The organism is Paracoccus denitrificans, assembly GCF_900100045.1.
Classification (GTDB): Bacteria; Pseudomonadota; Alphaproteobacteria; order Rhodobacterales; family Rhodobacteraceae; genus Paracoccus; species Paracoccus denitrificans.
Genome location: NZ_FNEA01000019.1, coordinates 16,348 through 34,046 on the forward strand (window position 1 = coordinate 16,348; position 17,699 = coordinate 34,046).

Annotated in this window: 18 protein-coding genes; 9 read left to right on the forward strand and 9 right to left on the reverse strand. The window is 68.3% G+C overall.

Annotated features, from left to right (window positions below):
* Positions 1–36 precede the first annotated feature (36 nt).
* Both BLT64_RS16795 and BLT64_RS16800 read left to right on the forward strand, forming a co-directional pair.
* Positions 37–297 carry an acyl carrier protein gene (locus tag BLT64_RS16795; protein ID WP_041529833.1) on the forward strand — a complete coding sequence of 87 codons (261 nt, stop codon included), beginning with the start codon at positions 37–39 and terminating at the stop codon, positions 295–297.
* 137 nt (positions 298–434) lie between these two features.
* Positions 435–1,643, forward strand: coding sequence for a beta-ketoacyl-[acyl-carrier-protein] synthase family protein (locus tag BLT64_RS16800; RefSeq protein ID WP_041530143.1), 1,209 nt, complete (start codon positions 435–437; stop codon positions 1,641–1,643).
* A 91-nt stretch (positions 1,644–1,734) separates the two neighbouring features.
* Here the strand turns inward: BLT64_RS16800 and BLT64_RS16805 are convergent, their stop codons facing one another.
* The 4 genes from BLT64_RS16805 to BLT64_RS16820 form a co-directional block, all read right to left on the reverse strand.
* A complete protein-coding gene (locus tag BLT64_RS16805; protein ID WP_011747567.1) occupies positions 1,735–2,961 on the reverse strand; it encodes an MFS transporter in 1,227 nt (408 codons plus the stop codon).
* Between the two features lie 7 nt (positions 2,962–2,968).
* On the reverse strand, positions 2,969–3,607 hold the full coding sequence (gene eda / locus BLT64_RS16810; protein ID WP_011747568.1) for a bifunctional 4-hydroxy-2-oxoglutarate aldolase/2-dehydro-3-deoxy-phosphogluconate aldolase: 639 nt from the start codon (positions 3,605–3,607) through the stop codon (positions 2,969–2,971).
* A gap of 184 nt (positions 3,608–3,791) precedes the next feature.
* Positions 3,792–4,412, reverse strand: coding sequence for a DUF1190 domain-containing protein (locus BLT64_RS16815; protein WP_011747569.1), 621 nt, complete (start codon positions 4,410–4,412; stop codon positions 3,792–3,794).
* A gap of 2 nt (positions 4,413–4,414) precedes the next feature.
* Positions 4,415–5,638: a glutathionylspermidine synthase family protein gene (locus BLT64_RS16820; protein WP_011747570.1), complete on the reverse strand. Its 1,224-nt coding sequence runs from the start codon at positions 5,636–5,638 to the stop codon at positions 4,415–4,417.
* Positions 5,639–5,843: 205 nt separating this feature from the next.
* Between BLT64_RS16820 and BLT64_RS16825 the strand changes: the two genes are divergently transcribed.
* The 5 genes from BLT64_RS16825 (at position 5,844) to BLT64_RS16845 (ending at position 11,113) form a co-directional block, all read left to right on the forward strand.
* Entirely contained in the window at positions 5,844–7,457 is a 1,614-nt protein-coding gene (locus tag BLT64_RS16825) for an ABC transporter substrate-binding protein (RefSeq protein WP_011747571.1), read from the forward strand.
* A 63-nt stretch (positions 7,458–7,520) separates the two neighbouring features.
* A complete protein-coding gene (locus BLT64_RS16830; protein WP_041530144.1) occupies positions 7,521–8,558 on the forward strand; it encodes an ABC transporter permease in 1,038 nt (345 codons plus the stop codon).
* Positions 8,555–9,460, forward strand: coding sequence for a nickel transporter permease (gene nikC / locus BLT64_RS16835; RefSeq protein ID WP_011747573.1), 906 nt, complete (start codon positions 8,555–8,557; stop codon positions 9,458–9,460). The genes BLT64_RS16830 and nikC overlap by 4 nt, the downstream gene beginning before the upstream one ends.
* Entirely contained in the window at positions 9,457–10,311 is an 855-nt protein-coding gene (locus tag BLT64_RS16840) for an ABC transporter ATP-binding protein (protein ID WP_011747574.1), read from the forward strand. The genes nikC and BLT64_RS16840 overlap by 4 nt, the downstream gene beginning before the upstream one ends.
* Positions 10,312–10,357: 46 nt before the next feature.
* Complete coding sequence (locus tag BLT64_RS16845; protein WP_011747575.1) at positions 10,358–11,113, forward strand: ABC transporter ATP-binding protein; 756 nt, start codon at positions 10,358–10,360, stop codon at positions 11,111–11,113.
* On the opposite strand, the gene BLT64_RS16850 is transcribed toward BLT64_RS16845, so the two are convergent.
* Positions 11,110–11,817, reverse strand: coding sequence for a VIT1/CCC1 transporter family protein (locus BLT64_RS16850; RefSeq protein WP_011747576.1), 708 nt, complete (start codon positions 11,815–11,817; stop codon positions 11,110–11,112). The two genes, BLT64_RS16845 and BLT64_RS16850, sit on opposite strands and share 4 nt — an antisense overlap.
* A 124-nt stretch (positions 11,818–11,941) precedes the next feature.
* On the opposite strand from BLT64_RS16850, the gene BLT64_RS16855 reads away from it, so the two are divergent.
* Together BLT64_RS16855 and BLT64_RS16860 are read left to right on the forward strand one after the other, a co-directional pair.
* Positions 11,942–13,387, forward strand: coding sequence for an aldehyde dehydrogenase family protein (locus BLT64_RS16855; protein ID WP_011747577.1), 1,446 nt, complete (start codon positions 11,942–11,944; stop codon positions 13,385–13,387).
* Positions 13,388–13,413: 26 nt separating this feature from the next.
* A complete protein-coding gene (locus BLT64_RS16860; RefSeq protein ID WP_011747578.1) occupies positions 13,414–14,157 on the forward strand; it encodes an SDR family oxidoreductase in 744 nt (247 codons plus the stop codon).
* A gap of 31 nt (positions 14,158–14,188) precedes the next feature.
* On the opposite strand, the gene BLT64_RS16865 is transcribed toward BLT64_RS16860, so the two are convergent.
* The 4 genes from BLT64_RS16865 to BLT64_RS16880 are packed head-to-tail and all read right to left on the reverse strand — an operon-like array spanning position 14,189 to position 17,643.
* Positions 14,189–15,019, reverse strand: a complete 831-nt coding sequence (locus tag BLT64_RS16865) for a metal ABC transporter permease (protein WP_011747579.1) — start codon at positions 15,017–15,019, stop codon at positions 14,189–14,191.
* Complete coding sequence (locus BLT64_RS16870; RefSeq protein ID WP_011747580.1) at positions 15,019–15,879, reverse strand: metal ABC transporter permease; 861 nt, start codon at positions 15,877–15,879, stop codon at positions 15,019–15,021. The genes BLT64_RS16865 and BLT64_RS16870 overlap by 1 nt, the downstream gene beginning before the upstream one ends.
* Positions 15,876–16,745, reverse strand: coding sequence for a manganese/iron ABC transporter ATP-binding protein (locus tag BLT64_RS16875; protein ID WP_011747581.1), 870 nt, complete (start codon positions 16,743–16,745; stop codon positions 15,876–15,878). The genes BLT64_RS16870 and BLT64_RS16875 overlap by 4 nt, the downstream gene beginning before the upstream one ends.
* A complete protein-coding gene (locus tag BLT64_RS16880; RefSeq protein WP_011747582.1) occupies positions 16,738–17,643 on the reverse strand; it encodes a metal ABC transporter substrate-binding protein in 906 nt (301 codons plus the stop codon). Before BLT64_RS16880 ends, BLT64_RS16875 begins: the two co-directional genes overlap by 8 nt.
* Between the last annotated feature and the right edge of the window lie 56 nt (positions 17,644–17,699).

Sequence of the window (17,699 nt, forward strand, 5' to 3'; positions counted from 1 at the left end):
GCAATCGCCCCTGACTGGGACAGAACGGAGGCCGAGATGACAGAAATCCGCGACCGCATCATCCAGATCATCGCAGAACAGGCGATGCTGGACCCGTCCGAGCTGAAGCTCGAGATGTCGCCGCAAGAGATCGGCATCGACAGCCTGGGCCTCGTCGAATCGATCTTCGCCATCGAGGAAGCCTTCGACATCTCGGTGCCCTTCAACGCCAACGAGCCCGAGAAATCCGACTTCGACATCTCGACTCTCGGCGCCATCATCGGCGCCGTGGAAAAGCTGGTCGCTGAAAAGGCATGAACGCCAAGAGGAACAAGGGCGAGAGGCCGCCGAAAACCCCGCGCAAGCCCGGCAAGGTCAAGGGCAAGGTCAAGAGCGCGACCAAGATGGCCCGCACCATGCTGGGCCGCGTCATCATGGGCCGCCACGCCAACGGCATGCGCCGCGTCGCCATCACCGGCATGGGCACCGTCAACGCGCTTGGCCGCGACGTGCCCTCGACGCTGGAGGCGATGCGCGAGGGGCGCTGCGGCATCGGCCCGCTGGATTTCCGCGACGTGGACCGGCTGGCGATCCGCATCGGCGGCCAGGTTCGCGACTGGGAGGCCGAGACCTATTTCAATCGCCAGCAGATCGTCCTTTACGACAAGTTCACCCAGTTCACGCTTCTTGCCGCGCGCGAGGCGGTGGCGCAGTCCGGGCTGGTCTTCGAGGGCGAGCTGGGCCTGCGTTCGGGCGTGGTCCTGGGCACCGCCGCCGGCGGCATGAACACCTGGGACGAGAATTACCGCACCGTCTATGAAGAGGGGAAGAACCGCGTCCATCCCTTCGTCGTGCCCAAGCTGATGAACAACGCGGCCTGTTCGCATCTGAGCATGGAATACGGGCTGCTGGGGCCCAGCTTCACCGTGGCGACGGCCTGTGCCAGTTCCAACCACGCCATGGGCCTGGCCTTCAACATGGTGCGCTCGGGCGCGGCGACGGTCATGCTGACCGGCGGGTCCGAGGCGATGCTGTGCTTTGGCGGCGTCAAGGCGTGGGAGGGGCTGCGCGTCATGTCCAAGGACGCCTGCCGGCCGTTCTCGGCCACCCGCAACGGCATGGTGCAGGGCGAGGGCGCGGGTGTTTTCGTCTTCGAGGATTGGGAGCACGCGGTCGCGCGCGGCGCCGACATCCTGGCCGAGGTGGTGGGCTTTTCCATGTCGGCCGATGCGCAGGACATCGTCATGCCGTCAGCCATCGGCGCCGAGCGCACCATCACCGGCGCCATGCTGGACGCGCATATGCGCCCCGACGAGGTCGGCTATATCAACGCCCACGGCACCGGCACGGCGGCGAACGACAAGACGGAATGCGCCGCGGTGGCCCATGCCTTCGGCCATCACGCCGACCGGCTGATGATCTCGTCCACCAAGTCCATGCACGGCCACCTGATCGGCGGCACCGGCGCGGTCGAGCTGTTGGCCTGCATCATGGCGCTGCGCGACGGCGTGATCGCGCCGACCATCGGCTATGAGGAGCCGGACCCGGAATGCGCGCTGGACGTGGTGCCGAACGAGGCGCGCGAGGCCAGGGTCGAGGCGGTGCTGTCCAACGCCTTCGCCTTCGGCGGGCTGAACGCGGTGATCGCACTGCGCAAGGCGTGACGCCATCATTGCATGAGCGATCAATGCCTTGCCATGGAAATCTCCAGGCTTTCCAGGTCGGGCTGTGAACCCACCCTTCGGCTCCGGCCTATTACCGCGCCACCTCGCGCGGGCGCAGCATCAGCCACAACAGCGCACCCCCCGCCAGCACCAGGAAGGGCAGCATGGCCAGGTTGACCGCGTTCCAGCCCGCCTGGGTCGAGCCGCCCATGCAGTTCATCAGCCCGCCCGAGGACAGCGAGGCCAGGAACACCCCGCCGAAGACCACGGCGTCGTTCAGGCCCTGCACCCGCTCGCGCTCCTCGGGGCGATAGGCGCGGGTCAGCATGGCGGTGGCCCCGATATAGCCGAAGTTCCAGCCCAGCCCGAGCAGGATCATGGCGATGAAGAAATGCGCGAGATCGACCCCCGACAGCGCCACCGCCCCGGCGCCAGCCAGGATCGCAAGTCCGACCATGACGATGCGCGTGGCACCGAAGCGGGCGATCAGGTGGCCGGTAAAGAACGAGGGCGCGAACATCGCCAGCACATGGCCCGAGACGATATTGGCCGCGTCCGCCGTCGCAAACCCGCAGCCCACCACGGCCAGCGGGGCCGAGGTCATCACGAGGTTCATCAGCGCATAGGACACCATGCCGCAGATCATCGCCACGGCGATCTGCGGCACGCGCAAGAGTTCGCCCAGCGGCCGGCCCTCGGTCTGGCCGCGGACGGGGGCGGGCGGTTTCGGAATGTCCAGAAAGGCGAAGAGCACCGGCCCCAGCAGGTTCAGCCCGATGATCGCGGCATAGGTGGCCAGGAAGGGGATGGCGGTCACATCCGCTGTCAGCCGCACCAGGAACGGGCCGGTGAAGGCGGCGGCAAGCCCGCCCGCCAGCACCCAGGAAATCGCGCGCGACTGGAACTCGGGCGGCGCGCAATCGGTGGCGGCAAAGCGGAAAAAGCCCTGCGCCGCCATATAGACGCCGGTGAAAAGCGCGCTGGCGGTGAACAGCCAGAAATTACCGCTGGCCAGCCCATAGGCGGCGATGGCCGCCCCCAGCGCCGCCGAGCCGCAGGACAGGAGGAACCCCGCCCGCCGCCCGTGCCGGCGCATGAAGCCCGACAGAGGCCGGGCAGAGAGCGCCGATCCCAGGATCATCATCGACAAGGGCAGGGTGGCGATGCAGGGGTTCGGGCTCAGCATCTGGCCGGCCAGACCGCCGACGATGAAGATCATCGACATCTGCGCCCCAAGCAACGCCTGTGCCAGCAAGAGCACGATGACGTTGCGCCGGGCGCGGCGCATCGGGTCGGTCTCGGCCAGGGTCATCGCCATGGCGGGGCTAGCGCAGGGTGCGCGCGTCGCGGGCGCGGGATTCGATCGCCGCCCAATCGCCGGCGGCCACATCAGCATCCGGCGCGATCCAGCTGCCGCCGACGCAGATCACGTTCGGCAGCGCTAGGTAGTCGGGGGCGTTCTGCAAGGTCACGCCGCCGGTCGGGCAAAAGCTGACCTGCGGCAGCGGCCCGGCCAGCGATTTCAGCGATTTTGCGCCGCCCGCCGCCTCGGCCGGAAAGAACTTCAGCATGGAAAAGCCCATTTCCATCGCCCGCATCACCTCGGATGCGGTGACGGCGCCGGGCAGGAGGGGCAGGCCGATATCCTCGCAGGCGCGCACCAGCCGCTCGGTCGCGCCCGGCGAGACGGCGAAGCTGGCGCCGGCATCCTTCGCGCGTTTGGCGTCGTCGGGTGTCAGCACCGTGCCCGCGCCGACATGGCCGCCCGGCACCTTGGACATTTCGCCGATCACCTGCAATGCGGCGGGGGTGCGCAGGGTCACCTCCAGCACCGGCAGGCCGCCGGCGACCAGCGCCGTCGCCAACCCTTCGGCGCGGGTCGCGTCGCCGACCACCAGGACCGGGATGACCGGGGCGAGTTCGCAAAGCGCGCGGGTCTTCTGGGACTGTTGTTCGGGGGTCATGGCGGGCCTCGTTCTTGCGGAAAACTCGCGGCAGGTTGCGCTTTTCCGCGCGGCTACGCAAGGGTGTGTGTTAGCGTTAACTGAGGGCTGGCGCATGGAGACGCCGGAGCAGGGGGCTGTCCGCCCCCTCTTGCGGCTTGCGCCGCAATTCACTCCCGAGGGTATTTCGGCAACGGAAAGCCCGTCAGCCGCCGAAACTGCTGCGCCCGCCCGAGCGCGCGGTGGCCGAGGCGCCGAAGCCGCCGCGCTGGCTGACCTGCGCGGCCGACATCGGCGGCTTGCCGAGGGTCGAGGGCGCGCGCTGAAAGGTCGCGGCCGGCACCTTGCCCGCGCCACGGTTGCTGGCGAAGCTCTGGTCGCCCTTGGGCGTGGAAAAGCGGCCGTCCGCCGTGCGCACCATCGGCTGCGACGAGATGCCGCCGCCGCGCGACAGCATCGAGCCCATCATGTAGCCGACCAGCAGCGGCATGAAGGAAAAGCCGCCGCCCGAGTTCTGCGCCTCCTGGGTCTGGGCCGGATCGCCGCCGCAATTGCCGGCGCCGTGTTCTTGTTCGCAAAGTTCCCTGGATTCGTAGCGCGGGGCGGTTTCAAGGAATTCCTGCTGGGCGGCGGCGAAGTTCTTGCGGCAGTCCTCTTCGGTGAACCACAGCGTTTCCTGCTTGCTGGCGGCGATGCAGCTTTCCAGGTCGGGAAAGCTTTGCGCGTCCATCCGGTCGTCCTCGCAGCCGGCGAGCGCCAGGGTCGCGGTTCCGGCCAGCACCAGCGCGACATGGCGCGAGCGTTTGCGGGGGAGGCGTTCGGTCATGGTCAGCCCTCGATGAAATGCGGCTTGAACCGCGACAGGTTGTGGGTGATGGGCGAGCGGTCCTCGCGCAGGCCGAGGCCGCAGCAGTTCTCGCCGACGATCCAGGCGCCGAGCACCGGGCGGAAGCCGCCGAAATCCGGCAGCCGGGCAAGGCCCTGCACGATCATCGGATGGTGCGAATAGCTGTCGTCGCCGGTGCGCGCCGCCTCGCGGCCGCCTTCGTGGATCACCACCCCTGCGCCTTCGCGCGAGAAGATAGGCTTGGTGACGTGACCCAGCGCCAGTGTTTCCCGCGCCGCCTCGAAAGCCTGAGCCGCCTCGGGGGCGGGATTGCCGCCGGTCAGCGCATCCTGCACATCCGCAAGGAAGAAGGCGGGCAGCAGGTTCGGGTGGCCGGGGAACATCTGCCACAAGAGCGGCAGGATGCCCTTGTTCGACAGGACCGCCTTCCAGGGCGGCTCGATGAAGCGGGTGCCGGAGCTTTGCAGATGCGCGGCGAACTCGTCGCGCAGCATGTCCTCCCACGGATAGAGCTTGAAGAGCGTGCCGATGACGCGGGACTGGTCGTCGGCGAACTGGCCCTCTTCGGTCAGGCCGATCTGGGAAAGCGCGGTGAAATGCGCGCCCAGGCCCGCCTCGCGCGCCGCCCAGGCCAGGGTCTCGACGGTGGCGTAATCCTCGGGGTTGTCGGGATCGGCGGCGAAATGCACCTCTTCGCCGTCGGGGCAAATCTGCGTCCAGCGCGCCACGATCGCCTCGTGGATGCTGTTGAACTGGTCGGCATCGGCGTCGAGCACGCCCGCAGCCTGCTGCTGTTCGAACCAGAGCCACTGGAAGCTGGCGGATTCGTAAAGCGAGGTCGGCGTGTCGGCATTGTATTCCAGCAGCCTGGCCGGCCCGTTGCCGTCATAGGCCAGGTCCATGCGGCCATAAAGCTCGGGCTCGCCCCGTGACCAGCTGGCGGCGATCAGGTCCCAGTGCTGGCGGGGGATGTCGAGCCGGGTCAGCCAGGCCTCGTCGCGCACGGCGCGGTCCACCGCCTCGCGGCACAGCGCATGCAGTTCGGTGGCGGGGGCTTCGATATCCTCCTCGATCTCGCGCAGGGTGAAGCGATAGGCGCTGGTCTCGTCCCAATAGGGCTCGCCGCCCATGTCGGCGAAGGTGAAGCCCAGTTCCTCGGCCTTGTCGCGCCAGCCGGGCCGCTCGGGAAGGGTGCGTTTTTCCATGGTCTCTCCTTCAGCCCGAGATAGGACGGGCGCACGGCCCGGCGCAAGCCTCGGGCGGCGATTTTCCCCGCCGGCCGGGCTTGCGCATCATCGGCACTGCCCGGCCGGCGCGGAACGCGGGGCTTGCGGCAAGCCTTGCTTCGTGCCAATCTGCTACCATTCCAGTCCCGCGAACGACGGGACGCGACAACAGGGATGTCCCATCATGCAGAACCGTTTTCCGCTTCGCGCGCTGCTCCTGGCCTCGGCCGTGTCCTTGGCCGCGCCGATGACCCTGACCGTGACCGCGGCGCAGGCCGAGACGCCCGCCGACACGCTGGTCATCGCCCATCAGATCGACGACATCATCAGCCTCGATCCCGGGCAGAGCTTCGAATTCTCGGGTCAGGACGTGGTGCACAGCCTTTACGACCGGCTGGTGGATTTCGATCCGCTGGACCTGAACGCCGGGATCAAGCCCAGCCTGGCCGAAAGCTGGGAGGTCAGCGAGGACGGCAAGACCATCACCCTGACCATGCGCGAGGGCGTGACGTTCCAGTCCGGCAACCCGGTCCGGGCCGAGGATGCCGCCTGGTCGCTGCAACGCGCCGTCAAGCTGAACAAGTCGCCGGCCTTCATCCTGAACCAGTTCGGCTTTACCGCCGAGAACGTGGACGAGCGCGTGACCTTCGACGGCAACCGGGTGATCCTGCAACTGGACCAGCCCTATGCGCAAAGCTTCGTGCTGAACTGCCTTGCCTCCGAGGTCGGCTCGGTCATCGACAAGGAAACCGCCATGAGCCATGCCGAGGGCGAGGATTTCGGCAATGCCTGGCTGTCCACCAACGGCGCGGGCTCGGGTCCCTACGCCCTGGGCGCGTGGCGGCCGAACGAGGCGGTGCAACTGGTCGCCAATCCCGATTATTGGCAGGGCGCGCCGACGATGGCCCGGGTGATCGTGCGGCACGTCCAGGAAAGCAGCGCCCAGCGGCTGCTGCTGGAGCAGGGCGATGTCGACGTGGCGCGCAACCTGACGCCGACCGATGTCGAGGGCGTCGCCGGCAATGAGCGGCTGAAGGTCCTGGACGAGCTGCGCGGCCGCATCCTCTACATGGGGCTGAGCCAGAAGGACCCGCTGCTGTCCAGGCCCGAGATGGTCGAGGCGATGAAATACCTGATCGACTACGCGGGCATGGAATCGAGCTTTCTCAAGGGCCAGTGGAAGGTGCACCAGAACTTCCTGCCCGAGGGCTATCTGGGTGCCGCGGACGAAAATCCCTGGAGCTATGACATCGAGAAGGCTCGCCAGATCCTGACCGATGCCGGCATTACCTCGGGCACCGTCAAGACCATCGTGCGCGACATCCGCGAATATGTCGATGCGGCCCAGACCCTGCAAGCCGCCATGGCCCAGGTCGGGCTGACGCTGGAAATCCAGCAGATGACCGGGGCGCAGGTGCTTGACGCCTATCGCGCGCGGCAGGTGCCGATCTTCATCGGCGAATGGGGGCCGGATTACGCCGATCCGAACACCAATGCCTCGACCTTTGCTCATAACCCCAACAACGCCGACGATGCCGGGCTGTCGCAGCTGGCATGGCGCAACAGCTGGGCGGTGCCGCAAGAGATGAACCAGGCCGTCGAGGCCGCCACGCTGGAGGGCGATACCGACAAGCGCGTGCAGATGTATCTGGACATCCAGAGCCAGTATCGCGAGATCGCGCCGATCATCCCGATGTTCCAGAAGATCGAGCAGGTGGTGCTGCAGCAGAACGTGCAGAACTGGACCTCGGGCGGCTCGGTCACCTCGGTCAATTATCGTCAGGTGACGAAGGAATAAGGCGTGGCCCAGCCCGACATCCTCGGTCCGCCGGGACAGGGCGTGCCGCCCCCGGCCGGCGGCATGCCATCGGCCCGCCGGGCGCGGCTGGGCCGGAGGCTTCGCAGCCTTGCCGGCATCGCCCTGTCGCTCGCGCTGACGCTGCTGGGCCTGCTGCTGGTCACCTTCGTCATCGGCCGCATCATGCCGATCGACCCGGTGCTGAAGGTGGTGGGCGAGCGCGCGACCCAGGCGCAATACGACGCGGCCTATCAGGCCATGGGGCTGGACAAGCCGATCTGGCAGCAGTTCCTGCGCTACATGGCCGAGGTGCTGCGGGGCGATTTCGGCCGCTCGATCTCGACCGGGCATCCGGTGGCGCAGGACCTGCTGCGGGTGTTTCCGGCGACGGTCGAACTGGCGACGCTGGGCACGCTGATCGGCGTCTGCGTGGGCGTGCCCTTGGGCGTGGTCGCCGCCGCGCGCCGGGGCGGCTGGATCGACCAGGTCGCCCGCGTGGTGGCGCTGGTGGGCTATTCCATGCCGATCTTCTGGCTGGGGCTGATGGGGCTTTTGCTGTTCTACGGCATCCTCGGCTGGGTCGGCGGGCCGGGCCGGCAGGGCATCATCTATGACGGCATGGTGCCCACGGTCACCGGGCTGATCCTGATCGACAGCCTGGTCGCCGGCGACTGGGCCGCCTTTCGCGACGCCTTCAGCCATATCGTGCTGCCGGCCAGCCTGCTGGGCTATTTCAGCCTCGCCTATATCAGCCGCATGACCCGCAGCTTCATGCTGGAGCAGCTTTCGGCGGAATATGTCGTCACCGCCCGGGTCAAGGGCCTTTCCGAGGGCCGGGTGATCTGGGGCCATGCCTTCCGCAACATCCTGGTGCCGCTGATCACGGTGATCGCGCTGAGCTTCGGCTCGCTGCTGGAGGGCTCGGTGCTGACCGAGATCGTGTTCTCATGGCCCGGCATCGGCCAGTATATCACCAAGGCGCTGCTGGCGGGCGACATGAACGCCGTGCTGGGCGGGACCGTGGTGGTCGGCACCTGCTTCGTGGCGCTGAACCTGCTTTCCGATATCCTCTACCGCCTGCTGGACCCGAGGGCGAAATGACCCAGACCACACGCGCATGGCTTCTGTCCGACGCGCCGCAGACCCGGCGGCAGGCTCGGCTGGGGGCGCTTTACCAGGGTTGGCTGACCTTTCGCGCCAACCGGCTTGCCATGGTCGGGCTGGCGATCCTGGTCCTGCTGGTGCTGGTGGCCGCCTTCGCGCCCTGGATCGCACCGCAGAACCCCTATGCCCAGAACCTGGCCGAGCGGCTGCGGCCGCCCTCGGCGCAGCACTGGCTGGGCACCGATGCACTGGGCCGGGACATCCTGTCGCGGCTGATCTTTGGCTCGCGCGTGACGCTGTTCATCGTCGGCACGGTGGCGCTGATCGCGCCGGTGATCGGGCTTTTCGTCGGCACGGTCGCGGGGTTCGCCGCCGGCTGGGTCGACCAGGTGCTGATGCGCATCACCGACATCTTCCTGGCCTTCCCCAAGCTGATCCTGGCGCTGGCCTTCGTCGCCGCACTCGGCCCCAGCATCGGCAACGCGGTCCTGGCGCTGGCCCTTACCTCCTGGCCGCCCTATGCGCGCCTGGCGCGGGCCGAGACGCTGACCATCCGCAATGCCGACTACATCGCCGCCGCCCGGTTGCAGGGGGCAGGGCCGCTGCGGCTGCTGATCGGCCATGTCTGGCCGCTTTGCGTCAGTTCGCTGATCGTGCGGGTGGCGCTGGACATGGCGGGGATCATCCTCTCCGCCGCCGGGCTGGGCTTCCTTGGCCTTGGTGCGCAACCGCCGATGCCGGAATGGGGGGCGATGATCTCGGACGGGCGCAGCTATATCCTGGATTTCTGGTGGGTGGCGGCCATGCCGGGCATGGCGATCTTTGTCGTGTCGCTGGCCTTCAACCTGCTCGGCGACGGGCTGCGCGACGTGCTGGACCCCAAGGGAGCCAGGGAATGAGCCCGCTGCTTTCGGTTCGGAACCTCCGCGTCTCCTTCCCGACCCGCTCGGGCATGTTCGAGGCGGTGCGCGGTGTCAGCTTCGACCTTGGCCGGGAACGGCTGGGCGTGGTGGGCGAAAGCGGTTCGGGCAAGTCGATGACCGGCCGCGCCATCCTCGGCCTCGTCCGCCCGCCCGGGCGGGTCGAGGCCGAGCGCATGGAACTGGGCGGCGAGTCGATCCTGAACCTGCCCGAGGCCCGCATGCGCCGCCTGCGCGGCTCGCGCATCAGCATGGTGATGCAGGACCCCAAGTTCAGCCTGAACCCGGTGATGACCGTGGGCCGGCAGATCATGGAGGGCTACCGCCTGCATACCGGCAAGAGCCGCGCCGCCGCCCGCGACAAGGCGCTGGAGATGCTGGCCGCGGTGCAGATCCGCGACCCCGAGCGGGTCTTTCACGCCTATCCGCACGAGGTCTCGGGCGGCATGGGCCAGCGCATCATGATCGCGATGATGCTGGCCCCCGACCCCGAGATCCTGATCGCGGACGAGCCCACATCGGCGCTGGACGTCTCGGTCAGGAACGAGGTGCTGCGCATCATGGACCGGCTGGTCGGCGCCCGCGGCATGGGGCTGATCTTCATCAGCCACGACCTGAACCTGGTCGCGCAGTTCTGCGATCGCGTCCTCATCATGTATGCCGGCCGCGTGGTCGAGGAACTGCCCGCCCGCGACCTGCACGCCGCGAAGCACCCCTATACGCAGGGCCTCTTGAACAGCCTGCCGCGCCTCGACCGCCCTGTCGAGCGCCTCGCGGTCCTGCAAAGGCAAGAGGGCTGGCGCGACGCCCTGCCGGCGGAAACCCCGTGATGCCGCTTCTTCGTTCCCCAAATACTCATCCGCCCCGGTGCCACCCATGCTGACGGTCGAGAATCTGGATGTCTGGTTCGGCCACGCGCCCGAACGCGTCGATGCGGTGAAATCCGCCAGCTTCACCGTCCCGCAGGGCGAAAGCTTCGGTCTCGTCGGCGAAAGCGGCTCGGGCAAATCGACCATCCTGCGCGCCATCACCGGGCTGATCGACACATGGTCGGGCCGCGTCATCGTGGCGGGGGAAGCCATCGCCGGCCGCCATCGCTCGCGCGCCTTCCACAAGACGGTGCAGATGGTGTTCCAGGACCCCTATGCCAGCCTGCATCCGCGCCATTCCGTGGACCGGGTGCTGTCGGAAACCCTGTACCTGCAAGGCATGGACCGCATCGACCAGCGCATCGCCCGGCTCCTGGACCAGGTCGGGTTGGGGCAGGGCTTCCGCTTTCGCTATCCGCACCAGCTTTCGGGCGGGCAGCGCCAGCGCGTCGCCATCGCCCGGGCGCTTGCGGCCGAGCCGAAGCTGCTGCTTCTGGACGAGCCGACCTCGGCGCTGGATGTCAGCGTGCAGGCCGAGATCCTGAACCTGCTCGGCGACATCCGGGCCGAGCGGGGGCTGACCTATGTCATGGTCAGCCACGACCTCGCGGTGGTGGCGCATATGTGCGACCGGCTGGCGGTGATGCGCGAGGGCCGGATCGTCGAGCAGATGGATGCCGCCCGCCTGCGCGCTGGCGCGGCAGAGGGCGACTACGCCCGGGCATTGATCGCGGCCAGCACCGGCTACGCGCGCGAAACCTAGACCGCCACGCCGAAGATCTTGCCGATGCCGGCGGTGACCGCCAGTGCGAAGACGCCGCCCAGGATCACCCGCAGCACCGCCCGCCCGGGCGGGGCGCCGCCGGCCCAGGCCCCCAGCGCGCCCAGCACCGCCAGCGCGACCACCACCGCGACCAGCACGCTGGCGACGACCTGCCCCCCCGGCGCCATGATCGCCGCCAAAAGCGGCACCGCCGCCGCGACGCTGAAGGTCGCGGCCGAGGCCAGCGCCGCCTGCAGCGGATTGGCGTTCGATGCCTCGCTGAGCCCCAGCTCGTCGCGCACATGGGCGGCCAGCGCATCATGCTCGGTCACCTCGCGCGCGGCCTGCAAGGCGGTGCCGGGCGTCATGCCGCGCGATTCGTAGATCGCGGCCAGTTCGTGCAACTCCTCCTCGGGCATCTCGCGCAGGGCTTCGTGCTCGCGGGCGATGTCGGCGCGCTCGGTATCCGATTGCGAGCTGACCGAGACATATTCGCCCATGGCCATGGACATCGCGCCCGCGACCAACCCGGCCGTTCCCGCGATCAGGATCGCCTGCCGCCCCGGATCGGCCGCCGCCACGCCGACGATCAGCGCGCCCACCGAGACGATGCCGTCATTCGCCCCCAGCACCGAGGCGCGCAGCCAGCCCATGCGGCTGACGTAATGCGGATCGTCGGGATGGGCGCTGGGTTGCTTGCTCATTGCGGGCCTCGGCTGCTGTTCCGGGGCCAGCTTAACGGCCCGGACCGCATTTGCCAGCCTTGCGTCCCGCGCTCGGCGCCGTCACGCTGCGGGCTGGCGAATCCCGCCGGGAAGAGAGGCAAGAATGCAGCACGATCCGATCCTGCCGCCGGCTTTGAACCTGATCGGCGGCGCATGGCGACCTGCCGCCTCGGGGCGCGAGATGGCGATGATCTCGCCCATCGACGGCCAGCCCTTTGCCGCCATTGTCGATTCCGGCCCCGAGGACGTGGATGCGGCGATCCGCGCCGCCCGCTTGGCCTTCGAGGGCGACTGGGGGCGCCTGACCGCTGCCGAGCGCGGCCGGCTGATGCTGCGCCTTGCCCTGCGCATCGAGGCCGAGGCGGAAGCGCTTGCGCAGCTGGAAACCCGCGACAACGGCAAGCCCATCGCCCAGTCGCGCGCCGACATGGCGGCCCTGGCGCGCTATTTCGAATATTACGGCGGCGCGGCGGACAAGCTGCATGGCGAGGTGATCCCGTTCCTGAACGGCTATGACGTGATGGCGCTGCGCGAGCCGCATGGCGTCACCGGCCATATCATCCCCTGGAACTATCCGGTGCAGATCTTCGGGCGCTCGGTCGGTGCGGCGCTGGCCATGGGCAACGCGACGGTGACCAAGCCGGCCGAGGATGCCTGCCTGACCATCCTGCGCATCGGCGAACTGGCGGCCGAGACCGGCTTTCCGCCCGGCGCGATCAACATCGTCACCGGACGCGGCGAGGTGGCGGGGCGGGCGCTGTCCGAGCATCCCGGCGTCGATTTCATCAGCTTCACCGGCTCGCCCGAGGTCGGGCAGGCGATCGGGATCGCGGCGGCGCGCAACCATATCCCCTGCACGCTGGAGCTGGGCGGCAAGTCGCCGCAGATCGTCTTTGACGATGCCGATCTGGAGGCTGCGGCCCCGGTCATCGTCAATGCCATCGTGCAGAACGGCGGCCAGACCTGCTCGGCCGGATCGCGCGTGCTGATCCAGCGCGGCATCTGGGAGCGGCTGACGGCGATGCTGGCCGAACGCTTCGGCGCGGTCGTGGCCGGTCCGGCCGAGGGCGCGCTGCTGGGTCCGCTGATCTCGGCCCGGCAGAAGGCGCGGGTCGAGCGCTATGTCGCCGAGGCCGCAGCCCCGCTGATCGCGCGCGGGACCATCGCCGAGGACGCGCCCGCGGCCGGCTTTTACGTCGCGCCGGCGCTGTTCGGCCCGGTCGATCCCGAAAGCCCGCTGGCGCAGGAAGAGATCTTCGGTCCGGTGCTGGCCGCCATCCCCTTCGACACCGAGGCCGAGGCCGTGGCCATCGCCAACGGCACCGAATACGGGCTGGTTGCCGGCATCTGGACCCGCGACGGCGACCGGCAGGCGCGGATGGCGCGGGCCATGCGCTGCGGGCAGGTCTTCATCAACGGCTATGGCGCCGGGGGCGGGATCGAGCTGCCTTTCGGCGGGGTGCGCAAATCCGGCCATGGTCGCGAAAAGGGCTTCATCGCGCTTCACGAATTCTCGCGGCTGAAAACCGTGGTTCATCGTTTCGCATAAAATTCGCATAAAAAGGGAGAGAGATCATGCGGCTTCAGGGCAAGACGGCATTGGTGACGGGCGGCGCCTCGGGCTTCGGGCGCGGCATCGCCGAAACCTTCGCGCGCGAGGGCGCGCGGGTGGCGGTGCTGGACATCGACGGCGAGGCGGCCAAGGCGGTGGCCTCGGGCATCGGCGGGCCTGCCATCACCTGCGACGTGAGCCGGGGCGATCAGGTCCGCGCGGCGGTGGCCCAGGCGCGCGACGCCTTCGGCAGCCTCGACATCGTGGTGAACAATGCCGGCTGGACCACGCCGAACGGCCCGTTGCTGGACACGGACGAGGCGGCGTTCCGCAAGATCTACGACATCAACGTGCTGTCGATCTTTCACATGACTCATGCCGTGCTGCCGCATTGGCGCGAGCGGGGGCAGGGGGTGATGATCAATGTCAGCTCGACCGCCGGTATCCGGCCGCGTCCGGGGCTGAGTTGGTACAACTCCTCGAAAGGCGCGGTGAACACCCTGACCCGCAGCCTGGCGGCGGAACTGGCGCCCGAGGGCGTCCGCGTGAACGCCATCGCCCCGGTGATGGGCGAGACCGGGATGCTGGAGCGGTTCATGGGCTGCGAGGACACGCCCGAGAACCGCGCCCGCTTCCTTGCCACCATCCCGCTGGGGCGGCTGTCGCAGCCGCGCGACATCGCCAATGCGGCGCTTTACCTTGCCTCGGACGAGGCCGATTTCATCACCGGCGTCATCCTCGAAGTCGATGGCGGGCGGACAGTCTAGTCCGCCCCCCTGAACTAGCCCGCCTCCCTGACTAGTCCGCCCCCTGCGCCCGCCGCGTGGCGATGTTGCGCCACAGGAAGGCCAGCACGAACAGCGCCGTCAGCACCAGCACGATGGTCGGCGCGGGCGCGCTGTTCAGCCAGAAGCTGGCCCAGACCCCGCTGACCGCGGCGAATGCCGCGACTGCGACCGATGTGGCCAGCATCACTGGCAGCCGCCGCGTGACCAGAAAGGCCACCGCCCCCGGCGCGATCAGCAGCGCAACCGCCAGGATGATGCCGACGGAACTGAGCATGGCGACGACCGTGGCCGAGATCATGGCCAGCAGCCCGTAGTTCAGCACGGCCAGCGCCAGCCCCGAGACCCGCGCCTGTACCGGGTCGAAGGCCAGGAGCGCGAAGTCGCGCCATTTCAGGATCAGCGCCAGCCCGACCAGCGCCGAGATGCTGCCCGCGAGGCGCAAGTCCTCCGGCCCGACGCCCAGCATGTTGCCGAACAGGATATGGTCCAGGTGCAGGTCGGTCTGGATGGCGGTGTAAAGCACCACTCCCAGCCCGAACATGCCCGACATGACCACGCCCAGCACGGTATCGGCCTTGACGCGGCTGTTGTCCTGCAACCAGCCGGTCAGGGCCGCGCAGCTTATGCCGGCAAGAAAGGCGCCCAGGATCAGCGGCAGGCCCGCGACATAGGCCAGCACCACGCCGGGCAGCACGGCATGGCTGACCGCGTCGCCCATCAGCGACCAGCCCTTGAGCACCAGGAAGCAGGACAGAAGCCCGGCGGGCAGGGCGATCATCAGCCCGATCAGCGCCGCATCGCGCATGAAGGGAAAGGCAAGCGGCATCGTCAGCCAGTCCATCACGCGGCCTCCTTCAATGCGGCGCGGGCGCGGCGGCGGGCGGCGAAAAGCCCGTGCTTCGGTGCCAGCAGGAAGACGGCCAGGAAGATCGCGGTCTGCAGGCAGACGATCACCCCCCCGGTCGCACCGTCGAGGAAGAACGAGACATAGGCGCCAAGCGCCGAGGTGAGCGAGCCGATCGCCACCGAGATCAGGATCAGCCGCGGAAAGCGGTCGGTCAGCAGATAGGCGGTGGCGCCCGGCGTCACCACCAGCGCAACGACCAGGAAGGCGCCGACGGTCTGCATCGCCGCGACCGTGCAGGCCGAAAGCAGGGTGAAGAACAGCACCTTCAGCGCCTGCGGGTTCAGTCCGATGGTGCGGGCATGGCTTTCGTCGAAGAACACCACCATCAGGTCGCGCCATTTCGCCGCCAGGATCAGCAGCGAGATGCCGCCGATCAGCGCCAGTTGCAGCGTGTCGCCCGGCGTGATCGCCAGGATGTTGCCCATGGTGATGGTCTGCACGCTGACCGCCATCGGGTTGAGCGAGACCATGAACAGCCCCAGCCCGAAGAAGCCGGTGAAGATCAGGCCGATGATCGCGTCCTCGCGCAGGCCCGTGCGCTTGTTCAGGAACAGCATGGTCAGCGCGGCCAGCCCGCCCGACAGGAACGCCCCCAGCGCGAAGGGCAGGCCCAGCATATAGGCGCCGGCGACGCCCGGCACGATGGAATGGCTCAGCGCGTCGCCGATCAGCGACCAGCCCTTGAGCATCAGATAGGCCGACAGGAAGGCGCAGACCCCGCCGACCAGCGCCGAGACCCAGATCGCGTCGGTCATGTAGCTGTATTCAAAGGGGACAAGCAGCGTGCGGATCATTTCGGCGCCGCCTCTTCTTCGCGGGCGCTGCGCTGCTTGTCGTCGTAAAAGACCAGCGGGCGCTCGTCGTCCGACAGCACGGTCAGCGCGCGCGGATCGTCGTCCGCATGCAGATGCCGCGCGCCCAGCACGAAATGGCGCAGCACGCCGCCAAAGGCCAGGCGCAGGTTCTCGGGCGTAAAGACCTCGGCCGTCGGGCCATGGGCCAGCACGGTGTTCTTCACCAGCACCACCCGGTCGCAATATTCCGGCACCGAACCGAGGTCATGGGTCGAGACCAGCATGACCCGGCCCTCGTCCCGCATCTGCTGCAACAGCTTGATGATCGCGGATTCGGTCTTGACGTCCACGCCGGTAAAGGGCTCGTCGAGCAGGATCACCGAGGCGCCTTGCGCCAGCGCCCGCGCCAGGAAGACGCGCTTTTTCTGGCCGCCCGAAAGCTCGCCGATCTGGCGGTGGCGGAAGTCCTGCATGTTCACGCGGGCCAGCGCCTCGTCCACGGCGCGGCGGTCCTCGGGCCGCGCGCGGCGCAGAAAGCCCATATGGCCATAGCGGCCCATCATCACCACGTCCTCGACCAGCACCGGAAAGGTCCAGTCCACCTCCTCGGCCTGCGGGACATAGGCGATCAGGTTGCGGCGCAGCGCCTGCGGCACGGTCATGCCCAGCACCCGCACCTTGCCGGCGGCGGCCGGAACGAAACCCATCAGCGCCTTGAACAGCGTGGATTTCCCCGAACCGTTCACCCCCACCAGCGCCGTGACCGAGGCTTGCGGCACGGTGAAGCTTGCATCCCGCAGCGCCGTGAAGCCGTTGCGATAGGCCACCGTCAGGCCGGAGACCTCGATGCCGGGGGCGTCAGGCATCGGAAAGCCCCCTGACGATGGTTTCCGAAGTCACGCGCAGCAGGTCCAGATAGGTCGGCACCGGCCCGTCCGGCTCGGACAGGCTGTCGACGTAAAGCACGCCGCCATAGCGCGCCCCGGTCTCGGCCGCGATCTGCCTGGCCGGCCGGTCCGAGACGGTGCTTTCCGAAAACACCACCGGAATGTCGTGCTGCCTGATGGCATCGACCACGCGCCGCACCTGCTGGGGGGTGCCCTGCGCATCGGCGTTGATCGGCCACAGGAACAGTTCGCGCAGGCCGAAATCCCGCGCCAGATAGGAAAACGCCCCTTCCGAGGTCACCAGCCAGCGCCGTTCTTCGGGCAGGGCGCGGGCGGCGTCGCGCAGCGGGCCGATGGTCCGCGCGATCTCGCCCTTGTAGCGGCCGGCATTGGCGCGATAGCTGCCGGTGCCCTGGGGATCGGCCTTGGACAGGGCGGCGGCGATATTGTCCACATAGACCAGCGCCGTATCCAGCGCCATCCAGGCATGGGGGTTGGGCTTGCCGTCGTAATGCCCGCCCGAGATCGGCATCGGCTCGATCCCATCGGTCAGCGTGGCCGAGGGCAGGTCGCCCAGGTTGCGCAGGAACTGCTCGAACCACAGTTCCAGGTTCAGCCCGTTGCGCAGGATCAGGCCAGCGTCGCGCGCGCCGATCAGGTCGCTGGGCGTCGGCTCGTAATTGTGGATCTCGGCCCCGGGCTTGGTGATCGAGACCACCTCGGCCCGGTCGCCCGCCACGTTGCGCGCCATGTCGGCGATGATGGTGAAGGTGGTCGCCACCTTGAGCTTGCCCGCCTGCGCCCGGGCAGGCCCGGGGACGATGGCGGGGGCGGCAAGCCCGGCAAGGGCGGCGGTCAGGAATGTTCTGCGCTTCATGGTCCGATTCTTGTGCTCTGGGCTTCGTTCTGCTGCCGTTATCTGCGAACCATTCT